Here is a 19,531-nt window from a genome sequence, read left to right as displayed (position 1 = left end):
CGTGGTTGCCAAACCCCAACCGCAGGACGATCTCGACGAGAGTTCGGCCCCGCTGATCGAGCATCTGGCCGAACTGCGCACGCGCCTTTTGTGGTCGCTGCTGGCTTTCGTCGTGGCGACCTGCCTGTCCTATGTCGTCTGGAACCCCATCTACAACTTTCTGACGCTTCCTATCTGCAATGCCCTGGAAACGCGCGGTCAGGAATGCGGGCTGATCCTGGTCAAGCTGCAAGAGGGGTTTCTGGTCGCCATCAGGATTTCGTTCTTCGGGGGGTTCATTCTTGCTTTCCCGATCATCGGCTACCAGTTGTGGCGTTTTGTGGCTCCTGGTCTTTACCGCAAGGAAAAGGCTGCCCTGTTGCCGTTTCTGCTGGCTTCGCCGTTGATGTTCTTTGTGGGCGCGGCCTTTGCCTATTATGCGATCCTGCCGCTGGCCTATGATTTCTTCCTGGGCTTCCAGCAGGGGCCGCTGACATTGCCCGACGATCCGGCCGGGGCTGCGCCGGTTGACAACCCGATGGCGGGCATCGTCTTTCAGGGGTCGGTGAACGAATACCTGTCCCTGACGACCAAATTCATCCTTGCCTTCGGTCTCAGCTTTCAGTTGCCGGTTCTGCTGACTCTGATGGGCAAGGCCGGACTGGTATCCTCGGCGGGACTGAAATCGATGCGTCGCTATGCCGTGGTAGGCATCCTGACGATGGCTGCCGTGGTGACGCCCGGCCCGGACGTGATGTCGCAGGTCGTCCTTTTCATGGCCATCTTCAGTCTTTACGAAATCTCGATCCATCTGATCCGCCGGATAGAGCGTCGGCGCGAGGCCCAACTGCGTGCCGACGGGCTGTGGGACGAGGATGACGAGAAAGAAAAGGCATGACCGACACGCTGGGGCGGATTGCCGACGCGCTTGAGCGTCTGGCCCCGCCGCCCGTGCCGGTTCCCAGTTTTGCCGAGGCCGCAGCCTATGTCTGGCATCCCGATCCCGATCGGCTGGAAGCCGTGGAGACGGTCAGCCGGGTGGATCTGATGCAACTGATCGGCATCGACCGCGCCCGGCAGATCCTGTTGGACAACACCTTGCAGTTCGCGCGGGGCTTTGGCGCGAACAACGCCCTGCTGTGGGGCGCGCGGGGGATGGGCAAGTCGTCCCTGGTCAAGGCCGTCCATGCCGAGGCGGTGGCCCAGGACCTGCCGCTGGTTCTGGTCGAGATCGCGCGCGAGGATCTGGGATCGGTCGGACGCCTGCTGGCGATCCTGGGGCATGAGGCCGGCCGGCGTTTCCTGCTGTTCGCAGACGACCTGTCCTTCAGCCACGACGATACGCAGTACAAATCCTTGAAGGCCGTGCTGGACGGCGGCATCAGCGGACGCCCCGGCAATGTCATCCTCTATGCCACGTCGAACCGCCGTCACCTGATGCCGCGCGACATGATCGACAACGAACGCGCCACCGCCATCCACCCCGGCGAGGCGGTCGAGGAAAAGGTATCGCTGTCCGACCGATTTGGATTGTGGCTGGGCTTTCACCCCTGTTCTCAGGACGAATATCTGGCCATGGTCGAGGGATATTGCGCAGCCTATGGCGTGACGGTCGCGCCCGACACCCTGCGGGCCGAGGCGATCGAATGGCAGGCCACGCGCGGCGCCCGGTCGGGCCGGGTCGCCTGGCAGTTCTTTACCGACCTGGCCGGGCGGCACGGGATCGCGGTCTAGGCCGGCCCTTTGGTCAACGCCGCCTCGCGCATCTGGGTCAGGGTCTGGCGCGGGGTCAGGGCCTCGGGCGCGATGTCCAGATCCAGCAGGCCGCCCGTTTTCGATTGCAGGGCGCGGTCGAAGGCGGCTGGGAAATCCCTTGTGTCTGCAACACGTTCGGCATGAAAGCCATAGGCTTTGGCAAGCGCCACGAAATCGGGATTGACCATGGTGGTGCCCGACACGCGCCCCGGATACTGGCGTTCCTGATGGGCGCGGATCGTGCCGTAGATGCCATTGTTCAGAACCAGCACGACGGGCTGGGCGCCCGCCTGCATGGCGGTGGCCAGTTCCGCGCAGGTCATCTGAAAATCGCCGTCGCCTGCAAAGCACAGCACCGTGCGCCCCGGATGGGCGATGCGGGCCGCGATGGCCGCGGGCAGACCATAGCCCATCGCCCCCGACTGCGGTGCCAGCAGCCGCGCATCGACCCCATAGCACAGGAACTTGTCGGGCCAGACGGCAAAATTGCCGGCGCCATGCGTGACGATCACATCGCCGGGCAGGCAGGCCCGCAGATGGTCCATCACCGCCACCATGTCCACCGGCGAGGGCTGCGCGGGGGCCTGCATCGAGGACAGGTATCCCTGCCGCGCAGCCTTGCGCCAGTCGGCCCAGCCGCCCGCCACCGGGCGCAGCAGGGCCGCAAAGGCATCGGCCCCCGCCTGGATGCCCAGGCTGGGCTGATAGATCTTGCCGATCTCGGCGTCCGAGGCATGGACATGGATCACCGCCTGTTCGGGCTGCGGCACCCTCAGCAGGCTGTATCCGTCGGTCGTCATCTCGCCAAAGCGGATATTGACCGCCAGCAGCACATCGCATTCCGCCATCAGGCGGCGCACATGGGGCGGCATTCCAACGCCCGCTTCGCCCGCATAGACCGGCGAATGGTTGTCAAAGGCGTCCTGGGACCGGAAGGCCGCCAGAACCGGGATGTCCGAGGCCTCGGCAAAGCGTTGCAGGGCGGCGCGGCCCGCCTCGCTCCAGGACGCGCCGCCCGTCAGGATCAGCGGTCGCCGGGCGCCGGCCAGCATCGCCATCGTCCGGTCCATCGCCTGGGACAGGGGCGCGGGGGCGGCGATGGGCGCGGGGCCGGTCAGGGGCGGGGCATCGGTGACGGCGGTCAGCACATCCTCTGGCAGGGCGATCACGACGGGGCCGGGACGCCCGGTGGTGGCGGTCTTCCAGGCGCGGGCCAGGATTTCCGGAATGCGGTCGGCCCGGTCGATCTGGGCGGCCCATTTCGCCATGCTGCCGAAGACCGCCGGATAGTCGATTTCCTGAAACGCCTCGCGCCCGGTCATGTCGGTCCCGACCTGGCCCACCAGAACCAGCATCGGCACGCTGTCCTGCATCGCGGTGTGAATGCCGATGGCGGCATTGGTGACGCCGGGGCCGCGCGTCACAAGGCAGACGCCCGGACTGCCCGTCAGCTTGCCCCAGGCGGACGCCATGAAGGAGGCGCCTCCTTCGTGACGGCACAGCACGAAATCCAGCCGCCCCTGTGTGTCGTGCAGCGCGTCCAGCACCGCCAGATAGCTTTCGCCCGGAATGCCGAAGGCCTTGGTCGCGCCCAGCGCCATCAGGCAATCCACCACCAATGCCCCGCCCGTGCGTGCCATGTGATCTCCTTTTCCGCGACAGGCCTCTGGACCGGCTGGTCCGCACCATGGTCCTGTGGGCGTAAACAAAAATCCCCTGTGTCGCAACTTGCGGCGCTGCGGAATAAGGCTTAATCATGCCCTCCGCGGGTGACACGGATCGGCGGGACGCGAATGACGACTGAGGCGGCGGTGCCCGCATGGCCCGTGGACGGGGGGATATGCGGCGATCTGGTTCGCCGGTTCGACTGGGCCGGCACGGCCTTGGGACCGATCGGGTCTTGGCCCCCGCACCTGCGGGTCAACGTCAATTCGCTGGTCAATTCCCCCATTCCCCAGGTGCTGATGTGGGGGCCGGATCATGTTGTGATCTACAACGACGCCTTTATCGGCATCGTGGGCCATAACCACCCCCGCGCCTTGGGCGGCAGGGTTCCCGAGATCTGGCCCGAAATGTGGGACTTCAACAAGGCGGTCCTGGAACGCGGCCTGCGGGGCGAGGTGCAGGCCTTTCGCGAACACCCCATCGTGCTGAACCGGAACGGCCAACCTGAAGAGGTCATTCTGGATCTGTTCTATAGCCCGATCCATGATGAGGCAGGCATCGACGTGGACGGTGTATTGTGCACGGCTCTGGACATCACCGAAACGGTGCGGGCGCGTCAGGCCCTGATCAACAGCCGGGCCGAACTGTATCGCCTGTCGGACGCGCTGCCGATACTGGTGGCCTTTCTGGACGAAACGCTGGTCTTCCGCTTTGCCAACTGGTGCTTTCTGGAGGTATTCGGCGTCGCGCTCGATCAGGTTCTCGGCCGCCGGATTGCCGATGTTCTGGGGGAAGAACAGGCGGCTACGACCAACGATTTGCTGCATCGCGCCCGGAACGGGGAAACGGTGAATGTCGATGCCGTGGTCCAGTTGCCCGGCGATCGGCCACGCACCTTCGAAATGCGCTGCCTGCCGCGAACGACGGGCGACGGTCGGATCGACGGCGTCTACATGATCCTGATCGATGTCGAGGACCGCAAGCAGATCGAGACCAGCCTGCGCCACAGCAATGAGCGGTTCCGCGCGGCGGTCGATGCGGTGCATGGCATCCTGTGGACCAACGGGCCTGATGGCCGGATGACCGGCGAACAGCGGGGCTGGACCGCCCTGACAGGGCAGACCGTCGATGAATGCCAGGGTTATGGCTGGTCGCAGGCCATTCACCCCGACGACCGGCAGGCCACCGTCGACGCATGGGAACGCGCAGTCGCCGCGCGGAGAACCTTTGAATGGGAACACCGCGTCTGCCGCGCCGATGGGGAATACCGGGTCTTTGCCGTCCGCGCGGTGCCGATGCTGGATCATCGCGACGAAATCGTGGAATGGGTCGGTGTCCATACCGACATCACTGACCGGCGTCTGGGCGAGGCCGAATTGCAGGCCCAGGCCGAGGATATGCAGCGTCAGATCGCTCATCGGCTGCGCGCCGAGGATCAGTTGCGCCAGTTGAACGAAACGCTGGAGGCCCGTGTCCGCGACGAGGTCGCGCGCCATCGCCAGACCGAACACGCCCTGCACCAGGCGCAGAAGATGGAGTCGATGGGCCAGTTGACCGGCGGGGTCGCCCACGACTTCAACAATCTGTTGCAGGTGATCGCGGGAAACCTGCAAATGCTGGCGCGCGATGTGGCGGGCAACGACCGCGCCGGGCAGCGGGTGGACCAGGCCCTGACCGCCGTGGCGCGCGGCGCCAAGCTGGCCAGCCAGCTTCTGGCCTTTGGCCGACGGCAGCCGCTGGAGCCCCGGGTCATCCAGCCTGGCCGGCTTTTAAGCGAAATGGACGAGATGCTGCGCCGGTCCCTAGGCGAGACGATCGACGTGCAGGTGATCGTGCCGGCGGATCTGTGGAACATCTGCGTGGATCGCGCCCAACTGGAAAGCGCGCTTCTCAATCTGGCGATCAATGCCCGCGACGCCATGAATGGCCCCGGCCGCCTGACCATCGAGATGATGAACACCCAGCTTGACCAGGATTATGCCACGGTCGCAGGGGATGTCACGGCGGGCGATTACGTGATGGTGGCCGTGACCGACACCGGCTGCGGCATGAGCGGCGATATCGTGGCGCGGATCTTCGATCCGTTCTTTTCCACCAAGCCCGAGGGTCGCGGAACGGGTCTTGGCATGTCGATGGTCTATGGCTTTGTCAAGCAGTCGGGCGGCCATGTGGCCGTTTACAGCGAGCCGGGGCAGGGCACCACCATTCGCCTGTATCTGCCCCGAGCGGATGCCGAGGAAGAGCCGGACCTGCCGCGCTATACCGGACCCATCCTCGGGGGCAGCGAAACCGTTCTGGTGGTCGAGGATGACGACGCCGTGCGCACCACGGTGGTCGATCTTCTGGGTTCCTTAGGCTATCGCGTGCTGACGGCGCGCGATGCGCAATCGGGCCTGGCGGTTGTCGAGAGCGGCGCGGATATCGACGTGCTGTTCACGGATGTGGTGATGCCGGGTTCCCTGACCAGCCGGGACATGGCACGGCGCGCGCAAGAGATCCTGCCCGGACTGGGCGTGCTGTTCACGTCGGGCTATACAGAGAATTCGATCGTTCATGGCGGTCGGCTGGACCCGGGGATCGAACTGCTGTCAAAACCTTATACCCACGAAGCCTTGGCCCGGCGCCTGCGCCATGTCATCGCCAATGCCCGGCAGGCCCGCCCCGAAGGCGGTGGCGGCTCTGCCTCCCAGCCGGACGGGAATCAGGATGGCGCGGATGGCCGTCCGTTGTCGATCCTGCTGGTCGAGGACAATTCGCTGATCCGCGCCGACACGGCCATCATGCTGGAGGAGGGCGGCCACCGCGTCGTTCAGGCCGGCAAGGGGGCGCCCGCTCTGGCCAGCCTGGGCCAGGAAACCTTCGACCTGCTGCTGACCGACCTGGGCTTGCCCGACATGAATGGAAACGATCTGGCCCGGCAGGCCGTCGGGATGCGCCCCGGTCTAGCGGTGGTCTATGCCACGGGCGACAGCGCGCTGCCCCCCGATTGCCCCCCACAGGCGGTTCTGCTGTGCAAGCCCTATGGCGAGGATCAATTGCACAGGGCCGTAGCCGAGGCCATGGCGCGGCGTCAATAATTCCAAAGCCCCCTTGGCGAACGCGGCCTTGACTGTTATTTATGGAATGTTCTCAGGGCGGGGTGCAATTCCCCACCGGCGGTCACAGCCCGCGAGCGCCCTTCGGAAACGAAGGGGTCAGCAGATCCGGTGAAACTCCGGGGCCGACAGTATAGTCTGGATGAAAGAGAACCGTGGCCGCGTCCTTTCCCAAGGGCGGTCATGGCTCGTGTCCTGGGACCGTACGCAAGCTAACGTAAGGTTCCTGAAAGATGACCCACAAGACCCCCCGTATCGCATTCATCAAGGCCCGCTGGCATTCCGATGTCGTTGACCGTGCCCACGAAGGCTTTCTGGCCGAACAGAAGAAGCTCATGCCCGGTGCCGAGGTGGTGGCCTATGACGTTCCCGGCGCGTTCGAGATGCCGCTGCTGGCCAAGAAGCTGGCCCAGACCGGCAAATTTGACGCCGTGGTCGCCGCCGCGCTGGTCGTCGATGGCGGCATCTATCGCCATGACTTCGTGGCGGGCGCCGTCGTGAACGGCCTGATGACCGTCGGGCTGGAAACCGGCGTGCCGTGTTTTTCGGTTTCGCTGACGCCGCACAATTACCAGGAAACGGACCTGCTGACCGGCTTCTACCGCGACCACTTCGTCAAGAAAGGGGCCGAGGCGGCGAATGCCGTGCATCAGGTTCTGGAACTGGATGCGCGCATTGCCGCCGAGGGCCGCGCCAGCGTTGCCTGACGGTATGGGCGTGCGGGGGCTGCCCGCGCGCCTTTCTTATTCCACCGTGACCGATTTCGCCAGATTGCGGGGCTGGTCCACGTCGGTGCCCTTGGCGACGGCCGTGTGATAGGCCAGATACTGCATCGGGATCGCATACAGGATCGGCTGGAACGCGCCGCCGCCCGACGGCATCCGCAGCACCGCCTGCGTCCCGTGGCTGGCCGAGGCCAATCCCGCGTCGTCAGACAACAGCAGGATCGGGCCGTGACGGGCCATCACCTCCTGCATGTTCGATACGGTCTTTTCGAACAGCGCGTCATGCGGCGCCAGCACGATCACCGGCACGTCCCGGTCGATCAGCGCGATCGGGCCGTGCTTGAGTTCGCCCGACGCATAACCCTCGGCATGGATATAGCTGAGTTCCTTGAGCTTCAGCGCCCCTTCCAGGGCCACCGGATACAGCGCGCCCCGGCCCAAAAACAGCACGTCGCGGGCCTGCGACAGCCATTCCGACAGCGTCCGGCAATCGTCTGACAGGTTCAGCGCCTGCTGCATCAGGCCGGGAATGCTGCGCAGGTCTTCCAGATGGCGGCCAAGCGCGTCGTCGTCAAGGCGCCCCCGGTCATGGGCCGCCTTCAGCGCCAGGATCGCCAGCACCGTCAACTGGCAGGTAAACGCCTTGGAGGATGCAACGCTGACCTCGATCCCCGCAAGGGTGGGCAGGGCGATGTCGGCATCGCGCGCGATCGCCGATGTGCCGACATTCACCAGTCCCACCGTGCGCGCAATCCGTCCGCGCGCGTAATGCAGCGCCGCCAGGGTGTCGGCCGTCTCGCCCGACTGGCTGACGGCGATGAACCAGCTTCGGGGCGACAAGGGCGGTTCGCGATACCGGAACTCGGACGCCACGTCGATGTCGCAGGGCAGGCCCGCCAACTGTTCGAACCAGTATTTCGCCACATGGCCCGCCAGATGCGCCGTGCCGCAGCCGACTAGCGACAGGCGGTCCACGTCCCTGAAATCCAGGCCGTCCGGCAACACGATCCGGTCGTTCTTGATGTAATGGTTCAGAACATCCCCGATCACCACCGGCTGTTCGGCGATCTCTTTGGCCATGAAATGGCGATAGCCGCCCTTGTCGATGGCGGTCGAACCGGTGTCGATCCGCGCCTCGGCCCGATGGGTCTGGTTGCCATCGGCGTCAAAGACCTGCACGCCCGCGCGGGTCAGGACGGCGTGGTCGCCGTCCTCCAGATAGGTGATCCGGTCGGTAAAGGGCGCAAGCGCCACGGCGTCGGACCCCAAAAACATCTCGCCCGTGCCATGGCCGATGGCCAGGGGACTGCCCTTTCGCGCGGCAACCATCAGATCGTGCTCGCCCTCAAACAGGAATGCCAGGGCAAAGGCGCCGTTGAGCCGGGCCAGCGTCTTGCGGGCGGCATCGACCGGGGACAGGCCCGCGTCCATGTGATGCGCAGTCAGCAGCGCCACGGTTTCGGTGTCGGTCTGGGATTGCGGCTGGATGCCGTGTTCGGCCAGCTCGGCGCGCAGGTCGCGGAAATTCTCGATGATGCCGTTGTGGACCACCGCCACGCGGCCCGACTGGTGGGGGTGGGCGTTCACCTCGGTCGCGGCGCCATGGGTGGCCCAGCGGGTATGGCCGATGCCGATGTGGCCGGGCAGGGGATCATGGACCAGCCGGTCGGACAGGTTGACCAGCTTGCCCACCGCGCGACGCCGGTCCAGCCGGCCGCCGGCATCGACTGTGGCCACCCCCGCGCTGTCATAGCCCCGGTATTCCAGCCGACGCAACGCGTCGACCAGTTGCGGCGATACCTCGTGAGAGCCGAGGATTCCGATAATGCCGCACATCAGCGTGCCTCCTTTTTCGCGCGCAAGGCCGCCATCAGGCGGAGGGCAAGGCCGGGCTTGTTGTCCTGACGCGCCCGGCCCAGCGCAAGTGCGCCGTCGGGCACGTCCAGGGTGACGACAGAGCCCGATCCGGTCATGGCGTCGTCGCCGACGCGCACCGGGGCCACCAGCATGGTGTCGCTGCCGATAAAGGCACGGGCGCCGATCTCGGTCCGGTGCTTCATCACGCCGTCGTAGTTGCAGGTGATGGTGCCGGCGCCGATATTGGTGTGTTCGCCCACATGGGCATCGCCCAGATAGGTCAGGTGGCCGACCTTGACGCCTTCGTCCAGCACGGCATTCTTGATTTCCACGAAGTTGCCGACGTGAACGTCGCTGCCCAGTTCGGCGCCGGGACGCAGCCGCGCGAACGGCCCGACGGTCGCCCCCGCCGAGACATGGCAGCCTTCCAGATGACAGAAGGGCAGGATCTCGGCACCGGATTCCACCGTCACGCCGGGGCCAAAGATGACGTTCTGGCCGATCACCGCATCGCGGCCGATCACCGTGTCCAGGGCGAACCAGACGGTTGCCGGATCGCACAGGGTCACGCCGTTTTCCAGGGCCTGCCGGCGGGCCCGGTCCTGAAAGACCGCCTCGGCCGAGGCCAGTTCGGCACGGGTGTTGATGCCAAGGGTTTCCGATTCGTCACAGGTCACGACATCGGCGCGGCGCCCTTCGGCCCGTGCAAGGGCCACGAGGTCGGTCAGGTAATATTCGCCCGAGGCGTTGTCGTTGCCCAGCCGCACGATCAGTTGCCGCAGCAACGCGGCCTCGAGCGCCATCACCCCCGAGTTGCACAGCGCGATGTTGCGGGTCGCCGCATCGGCGTCCTTGTACTCCACAATGCGTTCAAGGCCGCGCGCGCTGACGATCAGACGGCCATAACGGCCCGGATCCTCGGCCTCGAAGCCCAGCACCACCAGATCGGCGGGATGGGCGGCCAGGGCGGCCAGGGTTTCCTCGCTGATAAAGGGGGTGTCGCCGTACAGGACGATCACTTTCCCCTCGAATCCCTCCAGTTCCGGCAGCGCCTGACGGACCGCATGGCCGGTGCCAAGCTGTTCGGGCTGCAGCACGATCCGCGCGTCGGGATCGATCCTGCCCACGGCACGGGTCACATGATGGGCGCCGTGGCCCGCGACCACGATGACCTGTTCGGGTTCCAGCGTGCGCGCCACGGCCAGGGCATGGCCGACCAGCGGGACGCCCCCCAGCCGGTGCAGCACCTTGGGAAGGTCGGATTGCATCCGGCTGCCCTGGCCGGCCGCCAGAACCACGATCGCCACCGGTTTGTCGGACATGCCCGCCCCTTGTCGCCTGTTTTCATTTCCTGCCTGGCGTTCTAATCGGGGCAGGGCGCAGGGAAAAGCCCTGCGCGTTCACCTTTGGTGTCGGATCGTTGCGAAAACGAAAAGGGGCAGGCATGGCGGGAACGGTGGTCTTTGACCTGGACGGCACGTTGGCGGACACATCGGCCGACCTGATCGCCGCGGCAAACGCCTGCTTTGCGGCGCGCGGCATCGACGTGGCGCTGGACCCGACGGTGGATGCCTTGACGGCGTTCCACGGCGGGCGGGCGATGTTGCGCGCGGGCTATGGCCGGATGGGAGGCGATCTGCTGCTGCCGCCGGGGGCCGAGGACGAGGATTACCCCCGCCTGCTGGATTACTATGGCCGCAATATCGCCGTCCATACCCGCCTGTATCCGGGGGTCGAGGATGCGCTGGACCGGCTGCTGGCCGATGGGCACATCATGACCGTCTGCACCAACAAGCCCCAAGGTCTTGCCGAGACGCTGCTGACCGCCCTGGGGGTCAGGAACCGTTTTGCCGCGCTGGTCGCCGCCGATACGCTGCCGGTGCGCAAGCCCGATCCGCGCCCCTATCGCGCAGCAGTCGAACGTGCGGGGGGCGATGTCGCCGCATCCTTTCTGGTCGGTGATACCGAAACCGACCGCAAGACGGCCGCGGCGGCCGGGGTCCGGGTCGCATTGGTGTCCTTCGGACCCGAGGGCGAGGCGATTTCCCGCCTGGCCCCGGATGCCCTGATCGGGCATTTCGACGAATTGCCCGACCTGGCGCGGGACTGGCTGGGATAGCCCCTCGTCCTATTCCGCCTTGTCGGCGGGCTTGGCATTGAGGTGGCCATAGTTCTGGGCGCCGATGGTCTCGTAGAGATGGATCTGCGTTTCCAGAAAGTCGATATGACCTTCCTCGTCCTTGATCAGGTCGTCGAACAAGGACTTGGACACTTGGTCATTGATGCTGGAACAGTATTCGCGCGCCTCCAGGTACAGAGTCCGCGCCTCGTGTTCGGCGGCAAGATCGGCATCCAGCGTTTCGCGCAGAGTCTGCCCGATCCGCAGCGGGTCCAGCTTTTGCAGGTTGGGATGCCCTTCCAGAAAGATGATTCGCTGGATCAGGCGGTCTGCGTGATGCATCTCTTCGATGGATTCTTCGCGCGACTTGTCAGCGATGCGCCCAAAGCCCCAGTCTTCCTGCAGCCGGTAATGAAGCCAGTACTGGCTGACCGCAGTCAGTTCAGACCGCAGCGCTGCGTTCAGATACTCGATGACCTTTGCGTCGCCCTTCATGGTGCATATCCTTTGCAATACCTGATTTCACCCGCAAAATCGGCGGGGCTACGCCCAGATTATCGCAGTCGCGCATGGTGTCCAGAAAGAGCGGCATGCATCCGCCGCAATCCGCGCGTCGGCCAAGCGCGTGGTAGATCTTGCCCGGCGTGATGATCGTCTGGGGATCGGCGGCGCGCATCCAGTCGATGGCCGCCCGGATATCGTGGTCCGAAATTTGCGTGCAATGGCAAACGATCATCGCAGGGCTCCTGGTTCGCCGGAAAGCTAGCGAATCTGTCAGGAAAGTAAAGCCGACTTTTTTGCTAAGATGCCGGCGGCGTCTTGACCAGAAGGACAGGCGGACGCAGAAGCGCGGCCATGAAGCTGACCGATTTCGATTTCGACCTGCCGCCCGCGCTGATCGCCACGCGGCCCGCCCGCCCCCGCACGGCTGCGCGCCTGCTGCTGGCCGAAGGAGAGGGGATCGCCGACCGGCGGGTATCCGACCTGCCGGGCATCCTGCGGGCAGGCGACGTTCTGGTGTTGAACGACACCAAGGTCATTCCCGCACGTCTCCGGGGCAGCCGCACCCGTGCCACGCCGCAGGGCGATGCCACCGCTGCAATCGAGGTCACGCTGCTGGAGCCCGTCCCCGACGGCTGGCGGGCCTTGGCCAAACCCCTGCGAAAGCTGCGGGCAGGAGAGGCGATCCGGTTCGGCGACGCCTTGTCGGCCGAGGTCGTCTCGATCGCCGGGGGCGAGGTATGCCTGCGTTTCGATGCCCAGGGCGACGCCTTCGATGCCGCGCTGGCGCAGGTGGGGGCGATGCCGCTGCCGCCCTATATCGCCGCACTGCGACCGCCGGACGCACAGGACCACCAGGATTACCAGACCGTCTGGGCGAAACGAAAGGGCGCGGTCGCGGCACCGACCGCCAGCCTGCATTTCGACGCCGCCCTGCTGGGCCGGCTGGCTGCGATGGGGATCGAATTCGTCCATGTCACCCTGCATGTGGGCGCCGGCACCTTTCTGCCCGTCAAGGTCGAGGACGTGACCACCCACCGGATGCATGCCGAATGGGGCGAGGTCGGCCAAGACGCCGCCGAGGCCATTAACCGCGCGCGGGCCCAGGGGCGGCGCATCATCCCGGTTGGCACCACGGCGCTGCGCCTGATCGAATCGGCGGCCGGCCCGGACGGGCGGATGCAGCCGTTCCGGGGAACCACCGACATCTTCATCTATCCGGGCTATCGCTTTCGCGTGACCGACGGGCTGATGACCAATTTCCACCTGCCGAAATCGACGCTGCTGATGCTGGTGTCGGCGCTGATGGGGCAGGACCGCATCCGCGCCATCTATGACCATGCCGTCCGGCAGAACTATCGGTTCTTCAGCTATGGCGATGCGTCGCTGCTGATCCCCTGAGGTCGGTTTCCCGATAGCCGTTCCTGCCCGGATCGGCCACAACCGGGGCGTTCCCGCCTGACATGAGACAAACTGCGATGATTTCCGTTTTGCGAAGCACATGGCCCCTGTTCCTGGGCATCCTGCTGCTGATGGTTGGCAACGGGATGCAGGGCACGCTGCTGGGCATTCGCGGCGGGCTGGAAGGGATTCCGACCCTGCAGATGTCCGTGGTCATGTCGGGCTATTTCGCGGGCTTTCTGCTGGGCAGCCTGACCGTGCCGCGCCTGATCAAGAACGTGGGCCATGTCCGGGTCTTCGCCGCCCTGGGCTCGATGATCTCGTCCGTCCTGGTGCTTTATGCGGTCGAGCCGAACTGGATCTGGTGGACGGTGCTACGGATGATCATCGGCTATTGCTTTTGCGGCGTCTATATCACGTCCGAAAGCTGGCTGAACGCCGGATCGACGAACGAGAATCGCGGCCGGACGCTGTCAGCCTACATGATCGTGCAATTGCTGGGCATCGTCACGGCACAGGCCATGTTGAACACCAGCGATCCGGGGGGATACCTGCTGTTCATCATCGCGTCGGTCATGGTGTCGCTGGCCTTCATGCCGATCCTTCTGTCGCGCCAGCAGGCGCCGCCCTTCCAGACCATCAAGCGGATGAGCTTTGCGCGCCTTTACCGCGCCTCGCCGCTGGGCTGCGTGGGGATCTTCCTGATGGGCGGGGTTTTTGCGGCGCTGTCGGGCATGTCGTCGGTCTGGGGGGCCGCGGTCGGGCTGTCGGTGGCCCAGATTTCGGCTTTCGTCGCGGCCAGCTATGCGGGTGGTCTGGTGCTGCAATATCCGATCGGCTGGATTTCCGATCGCTATGACCGGCGCAGGCTGGTGCTGTTGCTTGCGGCGGTCGGCACCGCGACAGGAGTGATCGTGGTGGCGGCACAGCCCGGCATCCTGGGCTTGGTGATTGCCGGGGCGCTGATGGGCGGGATCGCCAATCCGATCTATGCGCTGCTTCTGGCCTATACCAACGACTATCTGGACCAGGCGGACATGGCCTCGGCCTCGGCGGGATTGCTATTCATCTACGGGATCGGGTCGATGGGCGGGCCGCTCATCACCGGCTGGCTGATGGAGGTGCTGGGGCCCGACGGATTCTGGATACATATGCTGGCGCTGCTGGCGCTTCTGACGGTCTATGCCGGCTGGCGCACGACGCGTCGCCGCGCCCTGACCCCCGAGGAGCAGGGCAACTATGCCGTCATCGCGCCAAGCGCCACGACCGTCGCGGTCGAGGCCGCATTGGACGAACGCCAGACGCCCCCCGTGGACCGCCCGGCGGCATGACTGCCCTGCTTGTCGGCCCCGGCACGATGGTTTAACGCTGAACTATCGACAGCAGACAGGAACAGCCTCATGGCCCAGAATTTCGACATGGTGGTGATCGGTGCCGGACCCGGCGGCTATGTCGCCGCGATCCGGGGTGCGCAACTGGGCCTGAAGGTGGCCTGCATCGAACGCGAGCATCTGGGCGGCATCTGCCTGAACTGGGGCTGCATCCCGACCAAGGCGATGCTGCGGTCGGCCGAGGTGTTCCACCTGATGCACCGTGCCAAGGATTTCGGGCTGTCCGCGCAGGGCATCGGCTTCGATCTGGACAAGGTCGTGCAGCGGTCGCGCGGCGTCGCCAAGCAACTGACCGGCGGCATCGGCCATCTGTTCAAGAAGAACAAGGTCACGACCATCATGGGCGAGGCGCGGCTGACGGCGCCGGGCAAGGTCAGCGTCAAGACCGACAAGGGCACCGAGGAGGTGACCGCCAGGAACATCGTCCTGGCCACCGGCGCCCGCGCCCGCGAACTGCCGGGGCTGGAGCCGGACGGCAAGCTGGTCTGGAACTACAAGCACGCACTGGTGCCGCCGCATATGCCCAAGCGGCTTCTAGTCATCGGATCGGGCGCCATTGGCATCGAATTCGCCAGCTTCTTCAACACGATGGGCGCCGACACCACGGTGGTCGAGGTGATGGACCGCGTGCTGCCCGTCGAGGATGCCGAGATCAGCGCCTTTGCCAGGAAGGCTTTCGTCAAGCAGGGCATGACGATCCTGGAAAAGGCCACGGTCAAGAAGCTGGACCGCAAGGGCGTCACTGTCACCGCTCACATCGAAACCGGAGGCAAGACCGAAACGCAGGATTTCGACACGGTGATTTCCGCCGTGGGCATTGTCGGCAACGTGGAAAACCTGGGGCTGGAGGATCTGGGCGTCAAGGTGGACCGCACCCATGTCCTGACCGACGAATACTGCCGTACCGGAGTCGAGGGACTGTATGCCATCGGCGATGTCGCCGGCGCGCCCTGGCTGGCGCACAAGGCCAGCCACGAAGGCGTCATGGTGGCCGAACTGATCGCCGGCGGGCATCCGCACCCGGTCAGGCCGTCGTCCATCGCGGGCTGCACCTATTGCCATCCGCAGGTCGCCTCGGTGGGCCTGACCGAGGCCAAGGCCAAGGAACTGGGCCACGAGGTCAAGGTCGGCCGGTTCCCCTTCATGGGCAATGGCAAGGCCATCGCACTGGGCGAGCCCGAGGGCATGATCAAGACCGTGTTCGACGCCAGGACCGGCGAGCTTCTGGGCGCGCACATGGTCGGCGCCGAGGTGACGGAACTGATCCAGGGCTATGTCATCGGCCGTCAGATGGAAACGACGGAACAGGAACTGATGGAAACCGTTTTTCCCCATCCGACCCTGTCCGAGATGATGCACGAGGCGGTGCTGGACGCCTATGGCCGGGCAATCCACTTCTGAAGTCCGGTCGGGCCCCCTGTCGGCATCGTTTGCCCTATTGTCCCGGCCCGAACCCGCACCTTGCCGTCGGCCCTGCTGCGACAAGAGGCTTGGCGTTCCTCATGGACAGGTCGTCAGATCGGCGGATGTCAGGCGAAAGGCCGATCCGAAGCCGGCATTCAGCAGGCCTGACTGCGGTTCAAGCCGCCAGAACCGGAAATCCGGCAGGTCGATGAACACCGCCGCCTTGGGATGCGCGGCCAGCCAGCGCCGCCGCAGGGTTTCCGAGCGGGGCACCATCCTGGCCACAACCTGCAACGACAACCGCGGCCAGGTCATCGGATCGCCGCGATCCCGCTGCGCTTCGATCAACAGCGCGGCCCGAGGGTCCAGGGTCAGAATGCGGCTGTGCACGGCCAGCCCGGACAAAAGCGCCAGCGGCAGGCCGCCGGCATCGGGCTGGCAAGCAATGCGCGACAGATGCGGGTGGCCGGTCTGGGGGTCGTTGACGGCCAGGGTGGCGTGGCGCATGACGGCCAGCATCCCCCGCGCGGACCGACGTGCATCCTCATCGGTGGGGCGAAGGGGCGTGGCGGCCATGTCCGGGACACCGCCGGCTAAAGCTGGATTTCCGGCTGGTCGGGATCGACCGGAACATCGGGAAGGGCGGGCGAGGGGCCATCGCCACCGCCCGGCAGATCCCCCAGCGGCGGCGGGGGCGGGGCATCGGCCTTGCGCCGGATCAGCACATCGCCGTTTTCCAGACGCTCGGGCATCTCGTAATGGCCAAGATCGTCCACCAGCACGGCCAGATCGCGCAGCATCGGCGCCATGTCGGACAGGGCAACCCCCATGTCCTGGGCCCACTGGTCAAGATCGGGGCCGAATTCGTTGCGCAGGTTTTCGGCAATGATGCCAAGGCCGCGTTCGACCAGGCCAAGCCCGTCCTCGACCTCGGACTGGGCAACCGCGGGTACGGGCATGGCCAGCAATGTCAGGATCAGCAATCGTTCCATGATGTCCCCCCGGACAGGAAACCCTTGCACGATCCATGCTAGGCCCGGAGGCGTGCTGTGTCGAGCACAACGAAAAGGGCCGGTCCGAAGACCAGCCCTGATCCTGACGGAACCGAGGCTCCGCTGGAAATCAGTCTTCTTCGCCGGGGGTCGCGTCCGGGGAGTCGTCGTCGTCAGAAGCGACGGCGGCGATGACGCCCAGCAGCAGCAGGGCCGGAACCACCAGGCCGGCATTGGTCGAGGCGGGACGCTCTTCCACGACGACGGGTTCGACGTCGACGACGGGGGCGACATAGCCACCGGCCAGAGCCGACGAGGCGGTCAGGCCGAGAGCGGCAGCAAAGGTAGCGAATTTGGTCATGATCATGCTCCGTTTCGTTGAAGGCTGCCGTCACCGGCAACATCGAGGCGACAGTTGCATACTCCCGGATTGTTTGAAAGGCGCATCAATTCAAATCCGTCGCGGGTCTTTGCAGACTGTTGCATATTGGCCAACACCCCCCGCAGCCCTTGGTTCCGGGTTCTGCGGGGCGCATTCCGGGGGTGTGACAATCCTGCTACGGATTGCGGCGGAACGCCTGGGTCAGGCCAAAGATCCCTGCCGCAGCCGTCACGATGGATGGCCCTGCCGGCGTGTCCAGATGCAGGCTGGCGGTCAGGCCGACCATCACCGCAAGGCCGGCAATCAGCGTGGCCATGCCTGCCATCCACTCGGGCGTGCGCGACAATCCGCGCGCGGTCGCGGCGGGAATGATGAGCAGCGCCGAGATCAGCAGCGAACCGACCACGCGAATCGACAAGGCCACCACAACCGCAAGGCCCAGAGACAGCACGATCCGCTCGACCCGGGGGTCGATCCCCGAGGCCATGGCCAGATCCTCGGACACCGTAGCGGTCAGCAGGCGCTGCCAACGCCACAGCGCGACAGCCAGCACCCCTGCTGCCCCCGTCCAGATCAGCGCCAGATCGCCACGCCCGACCGACAGGATATCGCCGAACAGATAGGCCGACAGGTCAGAGCGCGCCTGGGGCACAAAGCTGATCGCCACCAGACCGACCGCAAGGGCCGAATGCGACAGCACCCCCAGCATCGTGTCCATGGCCTGCCCCCGGGTCACCAGGGCCGATACCGCCAAGGCCATGGCCAGCGCGATCAGCATCGTGCCCGCATAGACCGAGATATTGAAGGCCAGGCTGACCGCCACGCCCAGAATCGCGGCATGGGCGGTGGAATCGCCGAAATAGGCCATGCGCCGCCAGACGACGAAGCTGCCCAGGGGACCGGCGACCGCCGCCACCCCCAGCCCGGCCAGCATGGCGCGAACAAAGAAATCGTCCAGCATCAGGATGCCCCGGCAGGGTGATGGTGACGATCGCAGGCTTCATCGCCGTCATGGTCGTGATCATGATGGTGACGATAAAGGGCCAGGGTGCCCTCGGCCCCCGTCCCGAACAGGGCGCGGTATTCCGGGGCGCCGCTGACATGGTCGGGCGAACCCTCGCAGCAGATATGGCCGTTCAGGCAGACCACGCGATCGGATGCCCGCATCACCACCAGAAGATCATGGCTGACCATCAGCACCGCTGCCCCGGTCTGTCGGCGCACCTCCTCGATCAGACGATAGAAGGCGACGATGCCCGGCTGGTCCAGACCCTGCGTCGGCTCGTCGAGGACCAGCAGGTGCGGGTCGTGCAGCAGCGCGCGGGCCAGAAGCACCCTTTGGAACTGGCCGCCCGAAAGCTGCGTCATCTGGCGCGATTGCATCCCGTCGGCCCCGGTGCGGGCCAGAACCAGGGCCGCAGCATCGTCGCCGATCCGGCGGGGCAGGGACAAAAAACGTCGCACGGTCATGGGGATGGCCGTCTCGAACTGCATCCGCTGGGGAACATAGCCGACGCGCAGGTCGGGGCGGCGCGTGATGCGGCCCGCCGCCAGCGGCAGATGACCCAGCAAAGCGCGCACCAGCGAGGATTTTCCCGATCCGTTTGGCCCCAGGACGGTCACGATCTCGCCCGAAAGGATGCGGAAATCGACATCGCGCAGGACCGGCTCGGTGCTGCCAGTCCGGTGGATGGTCAGGTTGCGGGCCTCGATCAGGGCACTCATGCGGCGGCCTTGACGCAGACAGGGCAAAGGCCGACCGCCTCGATGGTGGCGCGTTCGATGATAAAGCCCGTGTCGGCGGCAAGGTCTGCCAGCGCCGCCCGAACGGGCGCCGCGGGCAGTTCGGCCAGCGCATCGCAGGCCCGGCAGATCAGAAAGGCGGGGGCGTGGTCGCGGCCGGGATGCAGGCAGGCGGCAAAGGCGTTCAGGCGCTGCAACCGATGGGCCAGGCCGTGTTCCACCAGAAATTCCAGCGCCCGATAGGCGACCGGCGGCTGTCGGCCAAAGCCTTCGGTCGCCAGCCGGTCCAGCACCTCATAAGCGCCCATGGCACGATGGGATTCCAACAGGATTTCCAGCGTCCGGCGACGCACCGGTGTCAGGCGGCCGCCCAGCTCCGCCAGCCGATCCGCAGCCTCGTCCAGGACACGGGTTTCACAGGCGCGGTGGTCATGAGGGGCAAATGCTGCGGGGACTGATTCAAGCGGTTCGGGCTCAAGCGGTTCGGGCAACGCGTGTTACCTTATTACATTTCTATTGACG

The 19,531-nt window shown here is 65.6% G+C and carries 19 protein-coding genes and 1 riboswitch; of the genes, 8 read left to right on the top strand and 11 right to left on the bottom strand.

The features are described 5' to 3' along the window. The first annotated feature begins 1 nt into the window (after position 1). Both tatC and EYE42_RS02680 read left to right on the top strand, forming a co-directional pair. Complete coding sequence (gene tatC, locus EYE42_RS02685) at positions 2 to 877, top strand: twin-arginine translocase subunit TatC (protein ID WP_246020556.1); 876 nt, start codon at positions 2 to 4, stop codon at positions 875 to 877. Continuing rightward, on the top strand, positions 874 to 1,713 hold the full coding sequence (locus EYE42_RS02680; RefSeq protein WP_130989743.1) for an ATP-binding protein: 840 nt from the start codon (positions 874 to 876) through the stop codon (positions 1,711 to 1,713). The genes tatC and EYE42_RS02680 overlap by 4 nt, the downstream gene beginning before the upstream one ends. On the opposite strand, the gene EYE42_RS02675 is transcribed toward EYE42_RS02680, so the two are convergent. After that, the gene (locus EYE42_RS02675; protein ID WP_130989742.1) at positions 1,710 to 3,374 is read right to left on the bottom strand and encodes a thiamine pyrophosphate-dependent enzyme; all 1,665 of its coding nucleotides are present in this window, start codon (positions 3,372 to 3,374) and stop codon (positions 1,710 to 1,712) included. The two genes, EYE42_RS02680 and EYE42_RS02675, sit on opposite strands and share 4 nt — an antisense overlap. 153 nt (positions 3,375 to 3,527) lie before the next feature. Here EYE42_RS02675 and EYE42_RS02670 point away from each other — a divergent pair, with 153 nt between their 5' ends. Next, positions 3,528 to 6,476 carry a hybrid sensor histidine kinase/response regulator gene (locus EYE42_RS02670; RefSeq protein WP_130989741.1) on the top strand — a complete coding sequence of 983 codons (2,949 nt, stop codon included), beginning with the start codon at positions 3,528 to 3,530 and terminating at the stop codon, positions 6,474 to 6,476. Between the two features lie 44 nt (positions 6,477 to 6,520). After that, positions 6,521 to 6,652: riboswitch (FMN riboswitch) on the top strand. A gap of 75 nt (positions 6,653 to 6,727) precedes the next feature. Then, positions 6,728 to 7,201 (top strand): 6,7-dimethyl-8-ribityllumazine synthase, encoded by a 474-nt coding sequence (locus EYE42_RS02665; protein ID WP_130989740.1) that lies wholly within the window; start codon positions 6,728 to 6,730, stop codon positions 7,199 to 7,201. A 36-nt stretch (positions 7,202 to 7,237) separates the two neighbouring features. Here the strand turns inward: EYE42_RS02665 and glmS are convergent, their stop codons facing one another. Together glmS and glmU are read right to left on the bottom strand one after the other, a co-directional pair. Continuing rightward, positions 7,238 to 9,055 carry a glutamine--fructose-6-phosphate transaminase (isomerizing) gene (gene glmS, locus EYE42_RS02660; RefSeq protein WP_130989739.1) on the bottom strand — a complete coding sequence of 606 codons (1,818 nt, stop codon included), beginning with the start codon at positions 9,053 to 9,055 and terminating at the stop codon, positions 7,238 to 7,240. Continuing rightward, complete coding sequence (gene glmU, locus EYE42_RS02655) at positions 9,055 to 10,398, bottom strand: bifunctional UDP-N-acetylglucosamine diphosphorylase/glucosamine-1-phosphate N-acetyltransferase GlmU (RefSeq protein ID WP_130989738.1); 1,344 nt, start codon at positions 10,396 to 10,398, stop codon at positions 9,055 to 9,057. Before glmU ends, glmS begins: the two co-directional genes overlap by 1 nt. Before the next feature lie 122 nt (positions 10,399 to 10,520). Here glmU and EYE42_RS02650 point away from each other — a divergent pair, with 122 nt between their 5' ends. Beyond that, positions 10,521 to 11,195 (top strand): HAD hydrolase-like protein, encoded by a 675-nt coding sequence (locus tag EYE42_RS02650; RefSeq protein ID WP_130989737.1) that lies wholly within the window; start codon positions 10,521 to 10,523, stop codon positions 11,193 to 11,195. Between the two features lie 9 nt (positions 11,196 to 11,204). On the opposite strand, the gene bfr is transcribed toward EYE42_RS02650, so the two are convergent. After that, positions 11,205 to 11,690: a bacterioferritin gene (gene bfr, locus EYE42_RS02645; protein ID WP_130989736.1), complete on the bottom strand. Its 486-nt coding sequence runs from the start codon at positions 11,688 to 11,690 to the stop codon at positions 11,205 to 11,207. Beyond that, the gene (locus EYE42_RS02640; RefSeq protein WP_130989735.1) at positions 11,638 to 11,931 is read right to left on the bottom strand and encodes a (2Fe-2S)-binding protein; all 294 of its coding nucleotides are present in this window, start codon (positions 11,929 to 11,931) and stop codon (positions 11,638 to 11,640) included. Before EYE42_RS02640 ends, bfr begins: the two co-directional genes overlap by 53 nt. Positions 11,932 to 12,050: 119 nt before the next feature. On the opposite strand from EYE42_RS02640, the gene queA reads away from it, so the two are divergent. The 3 genes from queA to lpdA all read left to right on the top strand — a co-directional run bounded on the left by queA (position 12,051) and on the right by lpdA (position 15,889). Beyond that, positions 12,051 to 13,097, top strand: coding sequence for a tRNA preQ1(34) S-adenosylmethionine ribosyltransferase-isomerase QueA (gene queA, locus EYE42_RS02635; RefSeq protein WP_130989734.1), 1,047 nt, complete (start codon positions 12,051 to 12,053; stop codon positions 13,095 to 13,097). A 77-nt stretch (positions 13,098 to 13,174) separates the two neighbouring features. Further along, complete coding sequence (locus EYE42_RS02630) at positions 13,175 to 14,428, top strand: MFS transporter (RefSeq protein ID WP_130989733.1); 1,254 nt, start codon at positions 13,175 to 13,177, stop codon at positions 14,426 to 14,428. Between the two features lie 69 nt (positions 14,429 to 14,497). Continuing rightward, the gene (gene lpdA / locus EYE42_RS02625) at positions 14,498 to 15,889 is read left to right on the top strand and encodes a dihydrolipoyl dehydrogenase (protein WP_130989732.1); all 1,392 of its coding nucleotides are present in this window, start codon (positions 14,498 to 14,500) and stop codon (positions 15,887 to 15,889) included. Positions 15,890 to 15,988: 99 nt separating this feature from the next. On the opposite strand, the gene EYE42_RS02620 is transcribed toward lpdA, so the two are convergent. The 6 genes from EYE42_RS02620 to EYE42_RS02595 form a co-directional block, all read right to left on the bottom strand. Next, positions 15,989 to 16,468 carry a pyridoxamine 5-phosphate oxidase gene (locus tag EYE42_RS02620; RefSeq protein WP_130989731.1) on the bottom strand — a complete coding sequence of 160 codons (480 nt, stop codon included), beginning with the start codon at positions 16,466 to 16,468 and terminating at the stop codon, positions 15,989 to 15,991. Between the two features lie 17 nt (positions 16,469 to 16,485). Then, the gene (locus EYE42_RS02615) at positions 16,486 to 16,884 is read right to left on the bottom strand and encodes an AAA+ family ATPase (RefSeq protein ID WP_130989730.1); all 399 of its coding nucleotides are present in this window, start codon (positions 16,882 to 16,884) and stop codon (positions 16,486 to 16,488) included. Positions 16,885 to 17,014: 130 nt separating this feature from the next. Then, a complete protein-coding gene (locus EYE42_RS02610) occupies positions 17,015 to 17,245 on the bottom strand; it encodes a hypothetical protein (protein WP_425466550.1) in 231 nt (76 codons plus the stop codon). A 196-nt stretch (positions 17,246 to 17,441) separates the two neighbouring features. After that, a complete protein-coding gene (locus EYE42_RS02605) occupies positions 17,442 to 18,227 on the bottom strand; it encodes a metal ABC transporter permease (protein WP_130989728.1) in 786 nt (261 codons plus the stop codon). Beyond that, the gene (locus EYE42_RS02600) at positions 18,227 to 18,991 is read right to left on the bottom strand and encodes a metal ABC transporter ATP-binding protein (protein ID WP_130989727.1); all 765 of its coding nucleotides are present in this window, start codon (positions 18,989 to 18,991) and stop codon (positions 18,227 to 18,229) included. Before EYE42_RS02600 ends, EYE42_RS02605 begins: the two co-directional genes overlap by 1 nt. Continuing rightward, on the bottom strand, positions 18,988 to 19,500 hold the full coding sequence (locus EYE42_RS02595) for a Fur family transcriptional regulator (RefSeq protein WP_130989726.1): 513 nt from the start codon (positions 19,498 to 19,500) through the stop codon (positions 18,988 to 18,990). The genes EYE42_RS02600 and EYE42_RS02595 overlap by 4 nt, the downstream gene beginning before the upstream one ends. Positions 19,501 to 19,531 lie beyond the last annotated feature (31 nt).

Origin of the sequence: Paracoccus subflavus, assembly GCF_004310345.1 — a bacterium.
In the GTDB taxonomy this organism is placed as follows: domain Bacteria; phylum Pseudomonadota; class Alphaproteobacteria; order Rhodobacterales; family Rhodobacteraceae; genus Paracoccus; species Paracoccus subflavus.
Note: the sequence above shows the minus strand (reverse complement) of the source record. Positions and strands in the feature narration are given on the sequence as shown.

Excerpts from the sequence above, each read along its gene's own strand:
- EYE42_RS02680 (WP_130989743.1), top strand. The coding sequence starts at position 874 with ATGACCGACACGCTGGGGCGGATTGCCGACGCGCTTGAGCGTCTGGCC.
- EYE42_RS02675 (WP_130989742.1), bottom strand. The coding sequence starts at position 3,374 with ATGGCACGCACGGGCGGGGCATTGGTGGTGGATTGCCTGATGGCGCTG.
- EYE42_RS02670 (WP_130989741.1), top strand. The coding sequence starts at position 3,528 with ATGACGACTGAGGCGGCGGTGCCCGCATGGCCCGTGGACGGGGGGATA.
- EYE42_RS02665 (WP_130989740.1), top strand. The coding sequence starts at position 6,728 with ATGACCCACAAGACCCCCCGTATCGCATTCATCAAGGCCCGCTGGCAT.
- glmS (WP_130989739.1), bottom strand. The coding sequence starts at position 9,055 with ATGTGCGGCATTATCGGAATCCTCGGCTCTCACGAGGTATCGCCGCAA.
- glmU (WP_130989738.1), bottom strand. The coding sequence starts at position 10,398 with ATGTCCGACAAACCGGTGGCGATCGTGGTTCTGGCGGCCGGCCAGGGC.
- EYE42_RS02650 (WP_130989737.1), top strand. The coding sequence starts at position 10,521 with ATGGCGGGAACGGTGGTCTTTGACCTGGACGGCACGTTGGCGGACACA.
- bfr (WP_130989736.1), bottom strand. The coding sequence starts at position 11,690 with ATGAAGGGCGACGCAAAGGTCATCGAGTATCTGAACGCAGCGCTGCGG.
- EYE42_RS02640 (WP_130989735.1), bottom strand. The coding sequence starts at position 11,931 with ATGATCGTTTGCCATTGCACGCAAATTTCGGACCACGATATCCGGGCG.
- queA (WP_130989734.1), top strand. The coding sequence starts at position 12,051 with ATGAAGCTGACCGATTTCGATTTCGACCTGCCGCCCGCGCTGATCGCC.
- EYE42_RS02630 (WP_130989733.1), top strand. The coding sequence starts at position 13,175 with ATGATTTCCGTTTTGCGAAGCACATGGCCCCTGTTCCTGGGCATCCTG.
- lpdA (WP_130989732.1), top strand. The coding sequence starts at position 14,498 with ATGGCCCAGAATTTCGACATGGTGGTGATCGGTGCCGGACCCGGCGGC.
- EYE42_RS02620 (WP_130989731.1), bottom strand. The coding sequence starts at position 16,468 with ATGGCCGCCACGCCCCTTCGCCCCACCGATGAGGATGCACGTCGGTCC.
- EYE42_RS02615 (WP_130989730.1), bottom strand. The coding sequence starts at position 16,884 with ATGGAACGATTGCTGATCCTGACATTGCTGGCCATGCCCGTACCCGCG.
- EYE42_RS02610 (WP_425466550.1), bottom strand. The coding sequence starts at position 17,245 with ATGACCAAATTCGCTACCTTTGCTGCCGCTCTCGGCCTGACCGCCTCG.
- EYE42_RS02605 (WP_130989728.1), bottom strand. The coding sequence starts at position 18,227 with ATGCTGGACGATTTCTTTGTTCGCGCCATGCTGGCCGGGCTGGGGGTG.
- EYE42_RS02600 (WP_130989727.1), bottom strand. The coding sequence starts at position 18,991 with ATGAGTGCCCTGATCGAGGCCCGCAACCTGACCATCCACCGGACTGGC.